This is a genomic window from Streptomyces sp. NBC_00466, from assembly GCF_041433995.1.
GTDB lineage: Bacteria > Actinomycetota > Actinomycetes > Streptomycetales > Streptomycetaceae > Streptomyces.
In genome coordinates this window covers 2,441,109-2,459,796 of record NZ_CP107896.1, presented here as the reverse complement: position 1 = coordinate 2,459,796, position 18,688 = coordinate 2,441,109, and the positions used below count along the sequence as shown (strand labels likewise).

Here is an 18,688-nt window from a genome sequence, read left to right as displayed (position 1 = left end):
GAGCCTATGGGGAAGGCCGGTCCTGCTTCGAGGAGGGGCGGATTAGTCGTACTGGGAGTGACTCCTGTGGCCGATGGGTCCCGTGGGCCGAACGGCGGCAGGAGGGGCTGGTGGAGGCCGCGAGGGTGGCGGGACACCGTGGGGGAGAAGGGGGCGGGGAGAGGGGCGGGGATAGGGGCGGAGAGGGGCCTTCATAAGGATTTGGGAGTCGGCGAAGGACCGTGTAATGTCTTCATCGCTCGCCCCAATAGCTCAGTCGGTAGAGCGTCTCCATGGTAAGGAGAAGGTCTACGGTTCGATTCCGTATTGGGGCTCTGGTGCGGGAGCCCTCACCTTCGGGTGAGGGATTCCGTAGCAAAGCGGTGTAGCTCAGTCGGTAGAGCAAGCGGCTCATAATCGCTGTGTCACCGGTTCAAGTCCGGTCACCGCTACACACGGTAGCCGATGGTGGGCTCGGTCCTTCGATCGGCTACTCTTTTATGCGTTCATCCGTCCATCCGTCCAAGGAGCACTCACGTGGCTGCCACCGACGTCCGCCCGAAGATCACGCTGGCCTGCGTGGAGTGCAAGGAGCGGAACTACATCACCAAGAAGAACCGGCGTAACGACCCGGACCGTCTTGAGATGAAGAAGCACTGCCCGCGCTGCAACTCGCACACCGCGCACCGCGAAACGCGCTGATCCTGGCTGTTCTTTCCACAAGAACAGCTCTCCACAGGCACAGACACGAGGTCGTCCCCTTACCGGGGGCGGCCTCGTGTCATTTCTGCGGTTACTCGCGGTTATTGTGATTCTTTCCGATTCCCGGCACTCCACCAGGAGGTAGTGAGCCATGGCGCTCGACCAGTCCTTCGTGGGGCGGACCTATCCGCCCTCCGCGCCGTACGAGGTGGGCCGGGAGAAGATCCGCGAGTTCGCCGACGCGGTGGGTGACGCGAATCCCGCGTACACCGATGTGGACGCGGCGAAGGCGCTCGGTCATGCCGACGTCATCGCTCCGCCGACGTTCGTCTTCTCGATCACTTTCAAGGCCGCGGGCGTCGTCGTCCAGGATCCGCAGCTGGGTCTCGACTACACGCGGGTGGTGCACGGCGATCAGAAGTTCGTCTACCGGCGCCCGGTCCGGGCGGGGGACAGGCTCACGGTCACCTCGACCATCGAGGCGATCAAGTCCCTTGCCGGGAACGACATCATTGATATTCGCGGTGAGGTCCACGACGAGTCCGGCGAGCACGTCGTGACGGCGTGGACGAAGCTGGTCGCGCGCGCGGCCGGGGAGGCGTGACGGTGACAGCGAAGATCTCCTACGGGAGCGTCGAGGTCGGCACGGAGCTGCCGGCGCGGTCCTTCCCGGTGTCGCGGGCGACGCTGGTGCAGTACGCGGGTGCGTCCGGCGACTTCAACCCGATCCACTGGAACGAGAAGTTCGCGCTGGAGGTCGGGCTGCCCGACGTCATCGCGCACGGGATGTTCACCATGGCCGAGGCGATCCGGGTGGTGACCGACTGGGTCGGGGACCCGGGCGCGATCGTGGAGTACGGCGTCCGGTTCACCAAGCCGGTGGTTGTTCCGAACGACGCCGACGGGGCGCTGATCGAGGTCAGCGCCAAGGTCGGAGCTGTCGTCGGCGAGCCCGATGACAAGACGGTGCGGGTGGATCTCACGGCGATGAGTGACGGCAAGAAGGTGCTGGGCATGTCCCGAGCGGTGGTCCGCCTCGCCTGAGGCGGCGCGGTTACGCGGGCTGCTGCGCGGGTCTGCTGTGCGGTACGGCGGCAGGGCGGTTGTGGCGGTAGTGGCAAGGGGCGTTCGCGGAGGCGGGCGCCCCTTGCTCGTACGTGAACGGGTGCGGGTGGGGGCGGGGTCCCTCGCGTACGCGTCCGCAGTCCGCCTTATGGCCTTGACGTACATAGTGATTGGCCACTAACTTTCTCGTATGGTCAGGATGAGCGCAGAGGAGCGGCGCGAGAGTGTCATCCGTGCGGCGATGGTCGAATTCGCCCGCGGTGGCTATCACGGCACCTCCACCGAGGTGATCGCCAAGCGGGTGGGCGTCTCCCAGCCGTATCTCTTCCGGCTCTTCCCGAACAAGGGGGCCATCTTCCTCGCGGCCGCCGAGCGCTGTGTCGCGGAGACGTCGGCCGTCCTCTTGGCGGCAGCCGACGGTCTGCAGGGTGAAGACGCCCACCATGCCATGGGGCGGGCCTACCAGTCGCTCATCGCCGAGGACCCGGACAAGCTCCTGATGCAGATGCAGGTCTATGTCGCGGTGGCCTCCGCCGCGGCGTCGGGGGACCGCGAGTTCGGACGGGCCGTGCGCGCCGCGTGGATGGGGCTGTACGACGCGGTCCACCTGGCCCTGGGTGCGGACGTCGACGAGACGACGGTGTTCCTGGCGTACGGAATGCTGATCAACACGCTGGTGTCGCTGGGCTTCGCCCCGGAGCACCGGGTCTGGACCGGCTTCGATGAGTTGCCGCAGCCGAAGAGGTGAGTGAGCGGCAGTGAGCGGCAGTGAGCGGGCGGCTCGCGAGTGGGTTTTCCTGCGGCGGCGCGCGCCCATGGGCACAAAAGTTAGTCATCAATAACTAACCAACCAGTACTCGACCAACCAGCAAGGGGAGCAGTGAACGAGCGGACGGCCCGGCGCGGAGGCGCCACCTGGGCTCTGATCATCACCAGCGTCGCCGGTTTCATGGCGGCTCTCGACAACCTCGTCGTCACCACGGCGCTGCCCTCGATCCGTGAGGATCTCGGCGGCGCGCTGGAAGACCTTCAGTGGACGGTGAATGCCTACACGCTCACCTTCGCCGTCCTGCTCATGTTCGGTGCGGCCCTCGGCGACCGGTTCGGCCGCCGCAGGCTCTTCATCACCGGCCTCACGATATTCACCGGCGCATCCGCCGCGGCGGCCCTCGCCTCCGGGATAGCCCCGCTCATCGCCGCCCGCGCGGTGCAGGGCGTCGGCGCCGCGATCATGATGCCGCTCACGCTGACCCTGCTCACCGCCGCCGTACCCGCCGCCCGCCGGGGCGCGGCCCTCGGGATCTTCAGCGCCGTCACCGGCCTCGCCGTAGCCAGCGGGCCGCTCATCGGCGGCGCCCTCACCGAGCACCTGTCCTGGCAGTGGATCTTCTGGCTGAACGTGCCGATCGGCCTCGCCCTGCTCCCGCTCGCCGGGCTGCGCCTCGCCGAGTCGCGCGGGCTCGGCGCCCGGCTCGACATTCCTGGCACGCTCCTGGTCAGCGGCGGCCTCTTCGGCGTCGTCTACGCCCTCGTCAACGGGCAGACGGACGGCTGGTCCAGTGCGCGGATCCTCACGAGCCTCTTCGCGGGTGTCGCGCTCCTGGCCGGGTTCGTCCACCACGGCTTCCGTAATGCCCACCCCATGCTCCCCATGCGGCTCTTCCGTAACCGCGCCTTCGCCGGGATCAACGGGGCGTCCCTGCTGATGTTCCTGGGGATGTTCGGCTCGATATTCCTGCTGAGCCAGTTCTTCCAGGGCGTCCTGGGCTACTCGCCCACCCAGGCCGGACTGCGGATGCTGCCCTGGACCGGGATGCCGCTGATCATCGCGCCGTTCGCGGGCATCCTCTCGGACCGGATCGGCGGCCGGCCCGTCGTCGCCGCCGGCCTCGCCCTCCAGGCGGCCGGGCTCGCGCTCTTCGCGCTGCTCATCGGTCCGGATGTGTCGTACCCCACGATGCTGCCGGCCCTGATCCTCGGCGGGGCCGGGATGGCGCTGTACTTCGCCCCCGCGTCCAGCGTGGTCATGTCCAGCGTCCGCCCCGCCGAACAGGGCATCGCCTCCGGCGCGAACAACGCGCTGCGCGAGGTCGGCGGCGCGCTCGGTATCGCGGTACTCGGCGCGGTCTTCGCCGCCCGCGGCGGGTACGAGTCCCCCGACTCCTTCACCGACGGCACCGTCCCGGCCCTGTGGATCGGCGCCGCCGTGGTCGCGGTCGCCGCGCTCGTCGCGCTGCTGATCCCGCGGCGCGGCACACCGGGACCCGCGGACACGGCACCGGAGGCCGAGACGGACCGCGAGACGGTCCCCGTCTGAACCACCCCGGACCTCCGCCTGAGCCACTCCGGACCTCCGTACGAGAACGGCCCTGCCCGACCGGCGGGGCCGTTCTCGTACGCTTGGCGCGTGCAGGAACTCCTTGAAGCCCCACTCGCCCCCCTGACCACCTTCCGCCTCGGCGGCCCCGCGACCCGGCTGGTCACGGCGGAGACCGACGCCGAAGTGACCGCGGCCGTCCGGGAGGCCGACGAGAGCGGCACCCCGCTGCTCGTCATCGGCGGCGGCTCCAATCTGGTCATCGGCGACAAGGGGTTCGCCGGCACCGCCCTGCGGATCGCGACACGCGGGTTCTCGCTCTCCGGCACCGCGCTCGAACTCGCGGCGGGAGAGGTGTGGAGCGACGCGGTGGCCCGTACCGTCGAGGCCGGGCTCGCGGGCATCGAGTGCCTCGCCGGGATCCCCGGTTCCGCCGGCGCCACCCCGATCCAGAACGTGGGGGCGTACGGCCAGGAGGTCTCGTCGACCCTCACCGAGGTCGTCGCGTACGACCGGACCACGGGGGAGACGGTCACCCTCTCGAACGCCGAGTGCCGGTTCTCGTACCGGCACAGCCGCTTCAAGGCCGAACCCGACCGCTATGTGGTGCTGCGGGTGCGTTTCCAGCTCGAAGACGCGGGTGGCCTCTCGGCACCGGTCAAGTACCCGGAGACGGCCCGCGTCCTCGGTGTCGAGGCGGGCGACCGGGTGCCCGCGGCAACAGTCCGCGAGACCGTGCTGAAGCTGCGCGCGGGCAAGGGCATGGTGCTGGACGCCGAGGACCACGACACCTGGTCGGCCGGCTCGTTCTTCACCAATCCGATCCTCGACGACGCGCAGTTCGCCGCGTTCCTGGCGCGGGTGAGGGAGCGGCTCGGAACGGAGACCGCGCCGCCCGCGTTCCCGGCGGGGGAGGGGCTGACCAAGACGTCGGCGGCCTGGCTGATCGACCGGGCGGGCTTCACCAAGGGGTACGGAACGGGCCCGGCCCGCATCTCCACCAAGCACACGCTGGCGCTCACCAACCGGGGCCGGGCCACCACCGACGACCTGCTCGCGCTCGCCCGCGAGGTCGTCACCGGCGTGCACGAGGCGTTCGGCGTGACGCTGGTCAACGAGCCGGTGACGGTCGGCGTCAGCCTGTAACCGGCGCCGGCACCGTCCCCCTCAGTACGCGACCCGGGCTCAGTACGCGACCGGCTCAGTACGCGACCCCGACCCCCTGCTTCACCGTCGCGGGGTCGTCGATCATCGCCAGCATCGCGTGCGCCACATCGGCGCGCGAGATGCTCCGGCCGCCGCGCGGATTGCCCCCGATGACGGTCCGGTACCTGCCGGTCAGCGGCTTGTCCGTCAGCTTCGGCGGCCGGACCGACGTCCAGTCCGTCGCACTGCGCGCGACCTCGGCCTCCATCACCCGCAGATCCTCGTAGACCGCTTTCAGGATCACGCCGATCAGCCCGAGCGCGGCGCGGTCCGCGAACGACTGGTCCCCGGGCGGTGCCAGCGGCGCCGCGCTCACCACCAGCAGCCGCCGTACGCCCTCCGCCTCCATGGCCGCGAGCACCGGCCGGGTCAGCACCTGGGTGATGCCCGCGTCCTTGCGGCCGCGCGCCCCCAGACCTGAGAGCACCGCGTCCCGCCCGGCCACCGCCGCCCGCAGCGGCTCCGGGTCGCCGAGATCCGAGCGGACCACATCGAGACCCGACCCGGTCGCCCTGAGCCGGGCCGGATCGCGGACCACCGCCGTGACCTGGTGGCCCGCGTCCAGCGCCTGCTGGACGACCTGCCCTCCGATACCGCCGGTCGCACCGAACACCGTGAGCCTCATCGCGCACCCTCCCAAGGTGGGTAAGTATTCACTCACCCCTAGAGTGGGCAGTCACTCACCCCTCCGTCAAGCCTGGTAGGAGCGCCCGTGCAGCCACCCGCGCAGCAGAAGCCCGCCCGCGGCCGGATCGTCGACGCCGCCCACAGCCTCATGCTGACCATCGGCCTGGCCCGGACCACCACCAAAGAGATCGCCAGGGCGGCCGGCTGTTCGGAAGCGGCGCTCTACAAGCACTTCGCGAGCAAGGAAGAACTGTTCGTGACCGTTCTCAGAGAACGGTTGCCCAGGCTGACTCCACTCCTTGACCAACTGGCCGCCGAACCGCAGCTGCACAGCGTCGAGGAGAACCTCACCGAGATCGCCCGCAGGGCCGCCCTCTTCTACGAGCAGAGCTTCCCGATCGCCGCCTCGCTCTACGCCGACCCCCAGCTCAAGCGGCGCCACGAAGCGGCCATGCGCGAACTCGGCACCGGCCCCCACATGCCCATCCGCGGCGTCGACACCTATCTGCGCGCCGAGCGGGACGCGGGCCGGATCGACAGCGGCGCCGACACCTACGCCGCCGCCTCACTGCTGCTCGGCGCCTGCGCCCAGCGCGCCTTCGCGTACGACATGACCGAGGAGGGCGGGCCCCCGCAGCCGCTCGACGTGTTCGCCGCCGGGCTCGCCCGCACGCTCCTGCGGGGGGTCGTACGAGAGGTCAGCCGGTGAGCCAGTCGTCGACGCCGGCGAGCAGCTTCCGCCGGACGTCCGCGGGCGCCGCCGAGCCGCGCACCGACTGCCGTGCCAGCTCGGCCAGTTCGGCGTCGCTGAACCCCTGGGCGCGCGCCAGCTCGTACTGGGCCGCGAGCCGCGACCCGAACAGCAGCGGGTCGTCCGCGCCGAGAGCCATCGGCACCCCCGCGTCGAACAGCTTTCGCAGGGGTACGTCCTCGGGCTTCTCGTAGACGCCGAGCGCCACATTCGACGCCGGGCAGACCTCACAGGTCACCCCGCGCTCGGCCAGCCGCCTCAGCAGCAGCGGGTCCTCGGCGGCCCGCACCCCGTGCCCGATCCGCGCCGCGTGCAGATCGTCCAGACAGTCCCGCACCGACGAGGGCCCGCTGAGCTCCCCGCCGTGCGGCGCGGCAAGCAGACCGCCCTCCCTGGCGATGGCGAACGCGCGGTCGAAGTCCCGCGCCATGCCCCGGCGCTCGTCGTTGGAGAGCCCGAAGCCGATCACACCGCGGTCCGCGTAACGCACCGCGAGGCGCGCGAGGGTCCGCGCGTCCAGCGGGTGCTTCATCCGGTTCGCCGCGACCACCACGCGTATGCCGAGCCCGGTGTCGCGCGAGGCCGAGTCCACCGCGTCCAGGATGACTTCGAGCGCCGGGATCAGCCCGCCGAGGAACGGGGCGTACGAGGTCGGGTCGACCTGGATCTCCAGCCACTGCGAGCCGTCCGCGACATCCTCCTGGGCGGCCTCGCGCACCAGCCGCTGGATGTCCTCCGGGGTGCGCAGACAGGAGCGCGCGATGTCGTACAGCCGCTGGAACCGGAACCAGCCGCGCTCGTCGGTGGCCCGCAGCTTCGGAGGTTCACCGCCGGTCAGCGCCTCAGGCAGGTGCACGCCGTATCTGCCGGCCAGCTCCAGCAGCGTCGAGGGCCGCATCGACCCGGTGAAATGCAGGTGCAGATGGGCCTTGGGCAGCAGCCGGATGTCACGTACTCGCTCCATCCAAGGATCCTGCCGTACGGAACCGCCGCACCGGAAGCCACTTTCCCCCAACGAGGAGGCCACCGAACGAAGAAACGGGCCCCCGGTGGAGAACCGGAGGCCCGTTCCTTACGTGCCGTGCGTGCCGTGGCTGTCGAGCGGACGGCGTGCGGCCCGTCCGTCAGTCGGTCGCCTCGGCCAGCAGCTTCTGGATCCGGGACACGCCCTCGACCAGGTCCTCGTCGCCGAGCGCGTACGACAGACGCAGGTAGCCGGGGGTGCCGAACGCCTCACCGGGCACCACGGCGACCTCGACCTCGTCCAGGATCAGCGCGGCCAGCTCGACCGAGCTCTGCGGGCGCTTGCCGCGGATCTCCTTGCCGATGAGCGCCTTGACCGAGGGGTACGCGTAGAACGCGCCCTCCGGCTCCGGGCACAGCACACCGTCGATCTCGTTGAGCATCCGCACGATGGTCCTGCGGCGCCGGTCGAAGGCGGTGCGCATCTCGTCGACCGCGTCCAGGTTCCCCGACACCGCGGCGAGCGCGGCCATCTGCGAGACGTTGGAGACGTTGGAGGTGGCGTGCGACTGGAGGTTGGTCGCGGCCTTCACGACGTCCTTCGGGCCGACGATCCACCCCACGCGCCAGCCGGTCATGGCGTACGTCTTGGCCACGCCGTTGACCACGATGCACTTGTCGCGCAGCTCGGGCACGACGGCGGGCAGCGAGGTGAACTCCGCGTCGCCGTAGATCAGGTGCTCGTAGATCTCGTCCGTCATCACCCACAGACCGTGCTCGACGGCCCAGCGGCCGATGGCCTCGGTGTCGGCGGGGCTGTAGACGGCGCCCGTCGGGTTGGAAGGCGAGACGAAGAGGACGACCTTGGTCCGCTCCGTGCGGGCGGCTTCCAGCTGCTCGACGGAGACCCGGTAGCCGGTGGTCTCGTCGGCGACGACCTCGACCGGGACACCGCCCGCGAGCCGGATCGACTCGGGGTACGTGGTCCAGTACGGAGCCGGGACGATGACCTCGTCGCCCGGGTCGAGGATCGCGGCGAACGCCTGGTAGATGGCCTGCTTGCCGCCGTTGGTGACGAGCACCTGGGAGGCCTCGACCTCGTAACCGGAGTCGCGCAGGGTCTTCGCGGCGATGGCGGCCTTGAGCTCGGGGAGCCCGCCGGCCGGCGTGTAGCGGTGGAACTTCGGGTTGCGGCAGGCCTCGATCGCGGCCTCGACGATGTAGCCGGGCGTGGGGAAGTCGGGCTCACCGGCACCGAAGCCGATCACCGGACGCCCGGCGGCCTTCAGGGCCTTCGCCTTGGCGTCGACTGCCAGGGTGGCGGACTCGGAGATGGCACCGATGCGGGCGGAGACCCTGCGCTCGGTCGGAGGAGTTGCGGCGCTCATGGGGCCCATGGTCCCAGACCGCAAACGGACTCGGCACACAGGTTTCGATGGGCGGACACCGCTGGACACCGGTCCGGACACCAGTCCGGGCAACGGCCGTACGCCGAGCGGGAACCCGGCCGGAACCCGGCTCGTACCGGAATGCGCGGGCCGGCCGTGGACCGCCCCGGCCGAAGCTGTTCGACGTCAGGCCCCCGACCACGTACACTCACTCGTCGTTGGCCTCCACCAACCGTCCCGCCGAGCGCACTCCGTGCACCCGGTCGGATGCGGTAGGTTGGGGGAACCACAAAGGGTCGTAGCTCAATTGGTAGAGCACTGGTCTCCAAAACCAGCGGTTGGGGGTTCAAGTCCCTCCGGCCCTGCTACACACACCTTCGCCAGGCTGTGTGCGCATGTACGTACATCTATGCACCGCCGTGCGGCTCCACCGGGCGCGGCACGGCCACGACCCGGAATCAGGTGAGAGATCGTGACGGACGCCGTCGGCTCCATCGACGTGCCTGATGCGCAGGATGAAGCGCCGGAGTCGAAGAAGGCGCGCAAAGGCGGGAAGCGCGGCAAGAAGGGCCCCTTCGGCCGCCTCGCACTCTTCTACCGCCAGATCGTCGCGGAGCTGCGCAAGGTTGTCTGGCCTACGCGTAACCAGCTCTCGACCTACACCTCCGTGGTGATCGTTTTCGTCGTCATCATGATCGGCATCGTGACCGTGATTGACTATGGGTTCAACCAGGCCGCCAAGTACGTCTTTGGCTGATCCGCGAAAGACGCCGGGAGCGGCGTCTTTTTCGCATGTTCCACCCGATTTGTATCCAGGAAGAAGCAGCCACCGTGTCTGACCCGAACCTGAACGAGGCCGTCGAGCCGGGCGAAAGCTTCGAGTCCACAGAGGACGAGCTCGACATCGTAGAGGCGGCGGACGCTGTGAAGCCGGACCAGGCCGAAGCTGCCGATGCCGTCGCCGGTGAGCCCGCCGAAGAGGCCGCTGTGCACACCGAGGACGAGGCCGCGGCCGTGGCGGAGTCCGCCGAGGACGCCGAAGCCGCCGCCGAGGTCGAGGAAGCCGCCGAAGAGGCCGAGGACGAGGAAGCCGCCGAAGAGGCCGCTGACGTTCCCCCGGTCGACCCGGTCGAGGCCCTGCGCCAGGAGCTCCGCGGTCTGCCCGGCGAGTGGTACGTCATCCACACGTACGCCGGTTACGAGAAGCGTGTGAAGGCCAACCTGGAGCAGCGCGCCGTCTCGCTGAACGTCGAGGAGTTCATCTACCAGGCCGAAGTGCCCGAGGAAGAGATCGTCCAGATCAAGAACGGCGAGCGCAAGAACGTCCGCCAGAACAAGCTTCCCGGTTACGTCCTGGTCCGCATGGACCTCACCAACGAGTCCTGGGGCGTCGTCCGCAACACCCCCGGAGTCACCGGCTTCGTCGGCAACGCCTACGACCCGTACCCGCTGACCCTGGACGAGATCGTCAAGATGCTCGCCCCGGAGGCCGAGGAGAAGGCCGCCCGCGAGGCCGCTGAGGCCGAGGGCAAGCCGGCTCCGGCCCGCAAGGTCGAGGTCCAGGTGCTCGACTTCGAGGTCGGCGACTCGGTCACCGTCACCGACGGTCCGTTCGCGACGCTCCAGGCCACGATCAACGAGATCAACGCCGACTCGAAGAAGGTCAAGGGCCTCGTCGAGATCTTCGGCCGCGAGACCCCGGTCGAGCTCAGCTTCGACCAGATCCAGAAGAACTAGCGCCTCTCAGGGCTTCTGGCACACACGCCTTCCAAGCAGGTCAGACCGGCTCACACAGCCGGTCTGACCTGCTTGGTTTTTGGTCGCGCAGCTATACCCGTTATCGTTGCGCGGTATGCCTCCGTCCGGATGACCGGATGGCGGCGAAACACTCTCACTAGGACCCGGAGAGAGCAATGCCTCCCAAGAAGAAGAAGGTCACGGGGCTTATCAAGCTCCAGATCAAGGCCGGCGCGGCCAACCCGGCTCCGCCGGTCGGCCCCGCGCTGGGCCAGCACGGCGTCAACATCATGGAGTTCTGCAAGGCCTACAACGCCGCGACCGAGTCGCAGCGTGGCATGGTCGTGCCGGTGGAGATCACGGTCTACGAGGACCGCTCCTTCACCTTCGTCACCAAGACCCCGCCGGCCGCGAAGCTGATCCTCAAGGCCGCGGGCGTGGAGAAGGGCTCCGGCGAGCCGCACAAGACCAAGGTCGCCAAGATCACCGGCGAGCAGGTCCGCGAGATCGCCACGACCAAGATGCCCGACCTGAACGCCAACGACATCGAGGCCGCGGCCAAGATCATCGCCGGCACCGCCCGTTCCATGGGCGTCACGGTCGAGGGCTGATCAAGCCCCCCTCCGCACCACAGTGGTAGGGCCAGCGCCGGCCCGCACCACGACTCCCACTCCCCATCTAGGAGCAGAAGTGAAGCGCAGCAAGACTCTCCGCGCTGCGGACGCCAAGGTCGACGCGGACAAGCTGTACGCCCCGCTCGAAGCCGTCCGCCTCGCCAAGGACACCTCCGCGACCAAGTTCGACGGCACCGTCGAGGTCGCCATGCGTCTGGGCGTCGACCCGCGCAAGGCCGACCAGATGGTCCGCGGCACCGTGAACCTGCCGCACGGCACCGGCAAGACCGCCCGGGTCCTGGTCTTCGCGACCGGTGACCGTGCTGCGGCCGCGGAGGCCGCGGGCGCCGACATCGTCGGCGCCGACGAGCTCATCGACGAGGTGGCGAAGGGCCGTCTGGACTTCGACGCCGTCGTCGCCACCCCGGACCTCATGGGCAAGGTCGGCCGCCTCGGCCGCGTGCTCGGTCCGCGTGGGCTCATGCCGAACCCGAAGACCGGAACGGTCACCCCGGACGTGACGAAGGCTGTCACGGACATCAAGGGCGGCAAGATCGAGTTCCGCGTCGACAAGCACTCGAACCTGCACTTCATCATCGGCAAGGTCTCCTTCGACGAGACGAAGCTGGTCGAGAACTACGCCGCCGCGCTGGAGGAAGTCCTCCGTCTGAAGCCGTCGGCTGCCAAGGGCCGCTACATCAAGAAGGCCACGCTGGCCACCACGATGGGCCCCGGCATCCCGCTGGACTCCAACCGCACCCGCAACCTCCTCGTCGAGGAGGACCCGGCTGCCGTCTGATCCTCCGGATCGGCAGGCAGCCGCGGGACACGCGTGCTGTGAGCCGGGCCCCGCATCTCTCCGGAGGTGCGGGGCCCGGCTTCTTTGCGTTGCCCGCGCCGCTCCGCATCTCTGGAGAACCCGCTTCCGGGCGGCCGCGCTTCCCGCGCTTCCCGCCTTTGCCGGACGCCGTGCCGCAGCCCCGGCACAATGACCTGTGCGACCAACCGACCTGTGCGACCAACCGGACCTGAGGGGCGGGCACTTCATGGGCGGCACCACGGTACGGCGGGGGCGCGTGACAGCCGTGGCGGCCGTCGCGCTGGCCGCGCTGGCAGGCTGCTCGGCGGGCGGCGGCGGTACAGGCGGCGGTACCGGCACCGGATCCGGTACGGGCGGCTCCCCGGCGCCTGGACGTACGACGGCGGACAGCTCCGTCACCGCCCTGCGGGCCGTCGACCGGAGTACGGGCCGCGCCCGGTCCGCGAGGGTCGAGGGGACGACCGTCCTGGGCCCCGAGATGTCCACCCGGGTCAAGGGCACCGTGGCCTGGGGCGACGGCGTCACGGGCGCCCTGGACATCACGTACACCGGTGGCACCCTGGCGGGCGCGCTGCGGCAGGCAGGCGCGGACAGCACCATCAGGGCCCGCTACCGGCGCGACGCCTATTACGCCGACATGGGCCGGCGCTTCGCCGCGAGGACCGGCGGGAAGCGCTGGATCAGATACGGCTACGCGGACCTCTCCCGGCTCATGGGGGCCTCCGGCGCCGCGATGCGCGACCAGATGCAGAAGACGGCCCCCGACCAGGGTGTGAAGGCGCTGCTGGCCTCGGGCGACGTGAAGCGGGCCGGACACACCGAGATCCGGGGCGTGCCGGTCACGCACTATTCGGGCACGGTCGACGCCGCCGCACTGACGGAGCGGGACTCGGCGCTCACCGCGGCCGGGCTGAAGGCGTTCAGGGCCCAGCTCACCGCCGCCGGGATCAGCACCGAGACGGTCGACATCTGGGTGGACCGCAACGACCTGCTGGTGAAGAAGACCGAGCGTGGCAGGCTGCGGACCGGGACGTACAGCGCCACCGTGTACTACTCCGGCTACGGCACGGCGGTACGGGCCGACGAGCCGCCGGCGGGTGACACCGTGGACTTCACCCAGCTGGTGAAGACGCCGCCCTCTACCCCCGCGCCGGGTGCTTAACCAGCTGCCAGGGAACGGATTTGCTCGGCGTGCCCCCGTTCGCGTACTCTTCCGACGAAGCCAAAGACCGCTGGTCGTTGCCGTGTGCTCGCAAGAGGGCGCGGCGGCCGAAGGATCCGCTGGATGCGGGCGACTCGCGCAGGTGATCGTGGAAGTGCTCCCGGATCCGTCCGGTCGAGCTCGCGCCCCGTGCACCTGTGCCGGGGCGTTTCGTCTGTCCAGCCCCTTCTGAGCGGTCCTCATCACCCGGAAGGAGGCCGACGCTCTATGGCAAGGCCCGACAAGGCTGCCGCGGTAGCCGAGCTGGCGGACAAGTTCCGCAGCTCGAACGCCGCTGTGCTGACCGAGTACCGGGGTCTCACCGTGGCCCAGCTCAAGCAGCTGCGCCGTTCGCTCGGTGAGAACGCCCAGTACGCCGTGGTGAAGAACACGCTGACCAAGATCGCGGCCAACGAGGCCGGGATCAACACGCTGGACGACCTGTTCGCAGGTCCGACGGCGGTTGCCTTCGTCACCGGTGACCCGGTGGAGTCGGCGAAGGGTCTTCGTGACTTCGCCAAGGAGAACCCCAACCTCGTCATCAAGGGCGGTGTCCTTGATGGTAAGGCGCTGTCCGCGGATGAGATCAAGAAGCTCGCGGACCTCGAGTCCCGCGAGGTTCTGCTCGCCAAGGTGGCCGGTGGAATCAAGGCGTCGATGGCCAAGGCCGCGGCGACTTTCCAGGCCCCGCTGTCGGAGTTCGTCCGCACCGCGGACGCCCTTCGCGCCAAGGTCGAGCAGGGCGGTGCCGGTACGCCGGCTCCCGCCGAGGCCGACGCCGAGTAATTCGGCTTCGCGTCGCAGCGGGCCCCGTACGCCCGCCGTCATATACATCCGGCACCTGCCGAAAAGTGGAAGGACGCCATCATGGCGAAGCTGTCCCAGGACGAGCTGCTCGAGCAGTTCGAGACCCTGACCCTCATCGAGCTCTCCGAGTTCGTCAAGGCCTTCGAGGAGAAGTTCGACGTCAAGGCTGCCGCCCCGGTCGCCGTTGCCGCCGCCGGTGGTGCCGCTGCCGGTGCCGCTGAGGCCGCTGAGGAGCAGGACGAGTTCGACGTCATCCTCACGGGTGCCGGCGACAAGAAGATCCAGGTCATCAAGGTCGTGCGTGAGCTGACCTCGCTGGGTCTCAAGGAGGCCAAGGACCTCGTGGACGGCGCCCCGAAGCCCGTCCTCGAGAAGGTCGCCAAGGAGGCCGCTGAGAAGGCCGCCGAGTCCCTCAAGGGCGCCGGCGCCTCGGTCGAGGTCAAGTAATTCCCGGGAGTCTCCGGACTCCCTCGTACGCCCTCGGCGTACACCTGCACAGCGAAGGGCGATCACCCATCCGGGTGGTCGCCCTTCTGCGTGCCTGACGCCCCTCCTGCCTGCCTTGCTCTTCCCGCCCTGACGAGTATGGTGATCTTCGTTGCGCGCCGGGCCAGGTGGCTTCTCTCGCTCCCGCAGCGCTGACGGCGGCGACCCCCGAGGGGTGGGGGGCCTTGACGAACCGCACGGAGCGCGCAATTCTCAGGACGCGTCGTCACATCGATCCGTATCCGAGGCATGGATCGGCGACGAAGAGGGAAGCTTTGACGCAGGTGTTGAGAAGAAGAATGAGGGTCTCCCAGAACCCGCTCTGGACATCAGTGAGCCCAGTGGCTACACTGACCCTTTGCGCTGCCTGTTAGCTGCCTCCTGCCCGTCACCAGGGGCATGCCCACGCTTGAGCATCGATGACTGCCCTCCCTGACCTGGGATGTCTCTCTCTGTGCCCCGCTTGGGACCGGTACGCGCGTAGTGAGTCCGAGCCCTCGGAAGGACCCCCTCTTGGCCGCCTCGCGCAACGCCTCGACCTCCAATACGAACAACGGCGCCAGCACCGCCCCGCTGCGCATCTCCTTTGCAAAGATCAGGGAGCCCCTCGAGGTTCCGAACCTCCTTGCGCTGCAGACCGAGAGCTTTGACTGGCTGCTCGGGAATGCCGCTTGGAAGGGTCGCGTCGAGGCCGCTCTCGAGAGCGGACAGGACGTTCCCACCAAGTCCGGTCTGGAAGAGATCTTCGAAGAGATCTCGCCGATCGAGGACTTCTCGGGGTCGATGTCGCTGACGTTCCGCGACCACCGTTTCGAGCCCCCGAAGAACTCCATCGACGAGTGCAAGGACCGCGACTTCACGTTCGCCGCGCCTCTCTTCGTCACGGCCGAGTTCACCAACAACGAGACCGGTGAGATCAAGTCTCAGACGGTCTTCATGGGCGATTTCCCGCTCATGACCAACAAGGGCACGTTCGTCATCAACGGCACCGAGCGTGTCGTGGTGTCGCAGCTGGTCCGTTCGCCCGGTGTCTACTTCGACTCCTCCATCGACAAGACGTCCGACAAGGACATCTTCTCGGCCAAGATCATCCCGTCCCGGGGTGCCTGGCTGGAGATGGAGATCGACAAGCGCGACATGGTCGGTGTCCGCATCGACCGCAAGCGCAAGCAGTCCGTCACCGTCCTCCTCAAGGCTCTCGGCTGGACCACTGAGCAGATCCTTGAAGAGTTCGGCGAGTACGAGTCGATGCGCGCCACCCTGGAGAAGGACCACACCCAGGGCCAGGACGACGCACTGCTCGACATCTACCGCAAGCTGCGCCCGGGCGAGCCGCCCACGCGCGAGGCTGCTCAGACGCTGCTCGAGAACCTCTACTTCAACCCGAAGCGCTACGACCTCGCGAAGGTCGGCCGCTACAAGGTGAACAAGAAGCTCGGCGCCGACGAGCCGCTCGACGCCGGTGTCCTCACCAGCGACGACGTCATCGCCACCATCAAGTACCTGGTCAAGCTGCACGCCGGCGAGACCGAGACGGTGGGCGAGTCCGGCCGTCAGATCGTCGTCGAGACCGACGACATCGACCACTTCGGCAACCGCCGTCTGCGCAACGTCGGCGAGCTCATCCAGAACCAGGTCCGTACCGGCCTGGCCCGGATGGAGCGCGTCGTGCGTGAGCGCATGACGACTCAGGACGTCGAGGCGATCACGCCGCAGACCCTGATCAACATCCGGCCCGTCGTCGCCTCCATCAAGGAGTTCTTCGGCACCAGCCAGCTGTCCCAGTTCATGGACCAGAACAACCCGCTGTCGGGTCTCACCCACAAGCGCCGCCTGTCGGCGCTCGGCCCGGGTGGTCTCTCCCGTGAGCGGGCCGGCTTCGAGGTCCGTGACGTGCACCCGTCCCACTACGGACGCATGTGCCCGATCGAGACGCCCGAAGGCCCGAACATCGGTCTGATCGGTTCGCTCGCCTCCTACGGCCGGGTCAACGCGTTCGGCTTCGTCGAGACGCCGTACCGCAAGGTCGTCGAAGGTGTCGTCACCGACGACGTCGACTACCTGACGGCCGACGAGGAAGACCGCTTCGTCATCGCCCAGGCCAACGCGACGCTCTCCGAGGACATGCGGTTCACCGAACCGCGCGTCCTGGTCCGCCGCCGTGGTGGCGAGGTCGACTACATCCCCGGCGACGACGTCGACTACATGGATGTCTCGCCGCGCCAGATGGTGTCGGTCGCGACCGCCATGATCCCGTTCCTCGAGCACGACGACGCCAACCGTGCCCTCATGGGCGCGAACATGATGCGTCAGGCCGTGCCGCTGATCCAGTCCGAGGCGCCGCTGGTCGGCACCGGCATGGAGTACCGCTGCGCGGTCGACGCCGGTGACGTCCTCAAGGCGGAGAAGGACGGTGTGGTCCAGGAGGTATCCGCGGACTACATCACCATCGCCAACGACGACGGCACGTACTCGACGTACCGCATCGCCAAGTTCTCCCGCTCGAACCAGGGCACATCGGTCAACCAGAAGGTCGTCGTCAACGAGGGCGACCGGGTGATCGAGAGCCAGGTGCTGGCCGACGGTCCCGCGACCGAGAACGGCGAGATGGCGCTCGGCAAGAACCTCCTTGTCGCCTTCATGCCGTGGGAAGGTCACAACTACGAGGACGCGATCATCCTGTCGCAGCGCCTCGTGCAGGACGACGTCCTCTCCTCGATCCACATCGAGGAGCACGAGGTCGACGCCCGTGACACCAAGCTCGGCCCGGAGGAGATCACCCGGGACATCCCGAACGTCTCCGAAGAGGTCCTCGCCGACCTCGACGAGCGCGGCATCATCCGTATCGGTGCCGACGTCGTCGCCGGCGACATCCTGGTCGGCAAGGTCACGCCCAAGGGCGAGACCGAGCTCACCCCGGAGGAGCGTCTGCTCCGTGCGATCTTCGGTGAGAAGGCGCGCGAAGTGCGCGACACCTCGCTGAAGGTGCCGCACGGTGAGATCGGCAAGGTCATCGGCGTCCGCGTCTTCGACCGCGAAGAGGGCGACGAGCTGCCGCCGGGCGTGAACCAGCTGGTCCGCGTCTACGTCGCGCAGAAGCGCAAGATCACCGATGGTGACAAGCTCGCCGGCCGTCACGGCAACAAGGGCGTCATCTCGAAGATCCTGCCGATCGAGGACATGCCGTTCCTGGAGGACGGCACCCCGGTCGACATCATCCTCAACCCGCTGGGTGTCCCGTCCCGGATGAACCCGGGCCAGGTCCTGGAGATCCACCTCGGCTGGCTCGCCAGCCAGGGCTGGAAGGTCGAGGGCAACGAGGAGTGGATGGAGCGCCTCAAGTCCATCGGCGCCGACGATGTCGCCCCCGGCACCAACGTCGCCACCCCGGTCTTCGACGGTGCGCGCGAGGACGAGATCTCCGGTCTCTTCGAGTCCACCATCCCGAACCGCGACGGTGACCGCATGGTCCTCCCGTCCGGCAAGGCCCGGATGTTCGACGGCCGCTCCGGCGAGCCTTTCCCGGACCCGGTCTCGGTCGGGTACATGTACATCCTCAAGCTCCACCACCTGGTCGACGACAAGCTGCACGCGCGTTCGACCGGCCCGTACTCGATGATCACCCAGCAGCCGCTGGGTGGTAAGGCTCAGTTCGGTGGACAGCGCTTCGGTGAGATGGAGGTGTGGGCGCTGGAGGCTTATGGCGCCGCGTACGCCCTCCAGGAGCTGCTGACGATCAAGTCCGACGACGTGACCGGTCGCGTGAAGGTCTACGAGGCCATCGTCAAGGGCGAGAACATCCCCGAGCCCGGCATTCCCGAGTCCTTCAAGGTGCTCATCAAGGAGATGCAGTCGCTCTGCCTCAACGTGGAGGTGCTGTCCTCGGACGGCATGTCCATCGAGATGCGCGACACGGACGAGGACGTCTTCCGTGCAGCGGAGGAGCTCGGTATCGACCTGTCCCGGCGCGAGCCGAGCAGCGTCGAAGAGGTCTGACGGGTTGGCCGGCCGCCTCGCACTGAGGC

General features: G+C 68.6%; 18 protein-coding genes and 3 tRNA genes. 18 read left to right on the top strand and 3 right to left on the bottom strand.

All coding sequences use genetic code 11. The features are described from left to right. Positions 1–241: 241 nt before the first annotated feature. The 8 genes from OG210_RS10760 to OG210_RS10725 all read left to right on the top strand — a co-directional run bounded on the left by OG210_RS10760 (position 242) and on the right by OG210_RS10725 (position 5,209). Positions 242–314, top strand: a tRNA-Thr gene (locus OG210_RS10760). A gap of 44 nt (positions 315–358) precedes the next feature. Continuing rightward, positions 359–431: transfer RNA gene (locus OG210_RS10755), tRNA-Met, on the top strand. Between the two features lie 85 nt (positions 432–516). After that, positions 517–681: a 50S ribosomal protein L33 gene (rpmG, locus tag OG210_RS10750; protein ID WP_006604855.1), complete on the top strand. Its 165-nt coding sequence runs from the start codon at positions 517–519 to the stop codon at positions 679–681. A 151-nt stretch (positions 682–832) separates the two neighbouring features. Further along, on the top strand, positions 833–1,285 hold the full coding sequence (locus OG210_RS10745) for a MaoC family dehydratase N-terminal domain-containing protein (protein WP_328330150.1): 453 nt from the start codon (positions 833–835) through the stop codon (positions 1,283–1,285). Between the two features lie 2 nt (positions 1,286–1,287). Next, entirely contained in the window at positions 1,288–1,725 is a 438-nt protein-coding gene (locus tag OG210_RS10740) for a MaoC family dehydratase (RefSeq protein ID WP_328330152.1), read from the top strand. 211 nt (positions 1,726–1,936) lie between these two features. Further along, positions 1,937–2,494: a TetR/AcrR family transcriptional regulator gene (locus tag OG210_RS10735; RefSeq protein WP_328330154.1), complete on the top strand. Its 558-nt coding sequence runs from the start codon at positions 1,937–1,939 to the stop codon at positions 2,492–2,494. 132 nt (positions 2,495–2,626) lie between these two features. Beyond that, positions 2,627–4,063, top strand: coding sequence for an MFS transporter (locus OG210_RS10730; protein ID WP_371535985.1), 1,437 nt, complete (start codon positions 2,627–2,629; stop codon positions 4,061–4,063). Between the two features lie 90 nt (positions 4,064–4,153). Continuing rightward, positions 4,154–5,209, top strand: a complete 1,056-nt coding sequence (locus OG210_RS10725) for a UDP-N-acetylmuramate dehydrogenase (protein WP_328330156.1) — start codon at positions 4,154–4,156, stop codon at positions 5,207–5,209. Between the two features lie 55 nt (positions 5,210–5,264). Here the strand turns inward: OG210_RS10725 and OG210_RS10720 are convergent, their stop codons facing one another. Further along, positions 5,265–5,894, bottom strand: a complete 630-nt coding sequence (locus tag OG210_RS10720) for an NAD(P)-binding oxidoreductase (RefSeq protein ID WP_328330158.1) — start codon at positions 5,892–5,894, stop codon at positions 5,265–5,267. A gap of 87 nt (positions 5,895–5,981) precedes the next feature. On the opposite strand from OG210_RS10720, the gene OG210_RS10715 reads away from it, so the two are divergent. Beyond that, on the top strand, positions 5,982–6,605 hold the full coding sequence (locus OG210_RS10715) for a TetR/AcrR family transcriptional regulator (protein WP_328330160.1): 624 nt from the start codon (positions 5,982–5,984) through the stop codon (positions 6,603–6,605). Here OG210_RS10715 and OG210_RS10710 read toward each other — a convergent pair. Continuing rightward, positions 6,595–7,611 (bottom strand): adenosine deaminase, encoded by a 1,017-nt coding sequence (locus OG210_RS10710; protein WP_328330162.1) that lies wholly within the window; start codon positions 7,609–7,611, stop codon positions 6,595–6,597. The two genes, OG210_RS10715 and OG210_RS10710, sit on opposite strands and share 11 nt — an antisense overlap. A 160-nt stretch (positions 7,612–7,771) precedes the next feature. Further along, on the bottom strand, positions 7,772–8,998 hold the full coding sequence (locus OG210_RS10705) for a pyridoxal phosphate-dependent aminotransferase (protein WP_328330164.1): 1,227 nt from the start codon (positions 8,996–8,998) through the stop codon (positions 7,772–7,774). Between the two features lie 292 nt (positions 8,999–9,290). On the opposite strand from OG210_RS10705, the gene OG210_RS10700 reads away from it, so the two are divergent. From OG210_RS10700 to rpoB, 9 genes are all read left to right on the top strand, one after another. Continuing rightward, positions 9,291–9,363: transfer RNA gene (locus tag OG210_RS10700), tRNA-Trp, on the top strand. 107 nt (positions 9,364–9,470) lie between these two features. Continuing rightward, the gene (gene secE, locus OG210_RS10695; protein WP_328330166.1) at positions 9,471–9,755 is read left to right on the top strand and encodes a preprotein translocase subunit SecE; all 285 of its coding nucleotides are present in this window, start codon (positions 9,471–9,473) and stop codon (positions 9,753–9,755) included. Between the two features lie 74 nt (positions 9,756–9,829). Then, positions 9,830–10,735 carry a transcription termination/antitermination protein NusG gene (gene nusG / locus OG210_RS10690; protein WP_328330167.1) on the top strand — a complete coding sequence of 302 codons (906 nt, stop codon included), beginning with the start codon at positions 9,830–9,832 and terminating at the stop codon, positions 10,733–10,735. Positions 10,736–10,911: 176 nt separating this feature from the next. Then, positions 10,912–11,346, top strand: a complete 435-nt coding sequence (gene rplK, locus OG210_RS10685; protein ID WP_328330169.1) for a 50S ribosomal protein L11 — start codon at positions 10,912–10,914, stop codon at positions 11,344–11,346. 79 nt (positions 11,347–11,425) lie between these two features. Next, positions 11,426–12,148: a 50S ribosomal protein L1 gene (rplA, locus tag OG210_RS10680; RefSeq protein WP_327295865.1), complete on the top strand. Its 723-nt coding sequence runs from the start codon at positions 11,426–11,428 to the stop codon at positions 12,146–12,148. Positions 12,149–12,395: 247 nt separating this feature from the next. Beyond that, the gene (locus tag OG210_RS10675) at positions 12,396–13,331 is read left to right on the top strand and encodes a hypothetical protein (RefSeq protein ID WP_328330171.1); all 936 of its coding nucleotides are present in this window, start codon (positions 12,396–12,398) and stop codon (positions 13,329–13,331) included. Between the two features lie 267 nt (positions 13,332–13,598). Continuing rightward, positions 13,599–14,156: a 50S ribosomal protein L10 gene (gene rplJ / locus OG210_RS10670; protein ID WP_266854292.1), complete on the top strand. Its 558-nt coding sequence runs from the start codon at positions 13,599–13,601 to the stop codon at positions 14,154–14,156. A gap of 81 nt (positions 14,157–14,237) precedes the next feature. Then, entirely contained in the window at positions 14,238–14,624 is a 387-nt protein-coding gene (gene rplL, locus OG210_RS10665; RefSeq protein ID WP_266854290.1) for a 50S ribosomal protein L7/L12, read from the top strand. A gap of 552 nt (positions 14,625–15,176) precedes the next feature. Further along, entirely contained in the window at positions 15,177–18,659 is a 3,483-nt protein-coding gene (gene rpoB, locus OG210_RS10660) for a DNA-directed RNA polymerase subunit beta (protein WP_266854288.1), read from the top strand. The last annotated feature ends 29 nt before the right edge of the window (positions 18,660–18,688 follow it).

Bases quoted from the DNA above. Each gene is read 5' to 3' on its own strand.
- rplL (WP_266854290.1), top strand. From the start codon at position 14,238: ATGGCGAAGCTGTCCCAGGACGAGCTGCTCGAGCAGTTCGAGACCCTG.
- rplK (WP_328330169.1), top strand. From the start codon at position 10,912: ATGCCTCCCAAGAAGAAGAAGGTCACGGGGCTTATCAAGCTCCAGATC.
- OG210_RS10705 (WP_328330164.1), bottom strand. From the start codon at position 8,998: ATGAGCGCCGCAACTCCTCCGACCGAGCGCAGGGTCTCCGCCCGCATC.
- OG210_RS10735 (WP_328330154.1), top strand. From the start codon at position 1,937: ATGGTCAGGATGAGCGCAGAGGAGCGGCGCGAGAGTGTCATCCGTGCG.
- OG210_RS10675 (WP_328330171.1), top strand. From the start codon at position 12,396: ATGGGCGGCACCACGGTACGGCGGGGGCGCGTGACAGCCGTGGCGGCC.
- OG210_RS10710 (WP_328330162.1), bottom strand. From the start codon at position 7,611: ATGGAGCGAGTACGTGACATCCGGCTGCTGCCCAAGGCCCATCTGCAC.
- OG210_RS10745 (WP_328330150.1), top strand. From the start codon at position 833: ATGGCGCTCGACCAGTCCTTCGTGGGGCGGACCTATCCGCCCTCCGCG.
- OG210_RS10720 (WP_328330158.1), bottom strand. From the start codon at position 5,894: ATGAGGCTCACGGTGTTCGGTGCGACCGGCGGTATCGGAGGGCAGGTC.
- rplJ (WP_266854292.1), top strand. From the start codon at position 13,599: ATGGCAAGGCCCGACAAGGCTGCCGCGGTAGCCGAGCTGGCGGACAAG.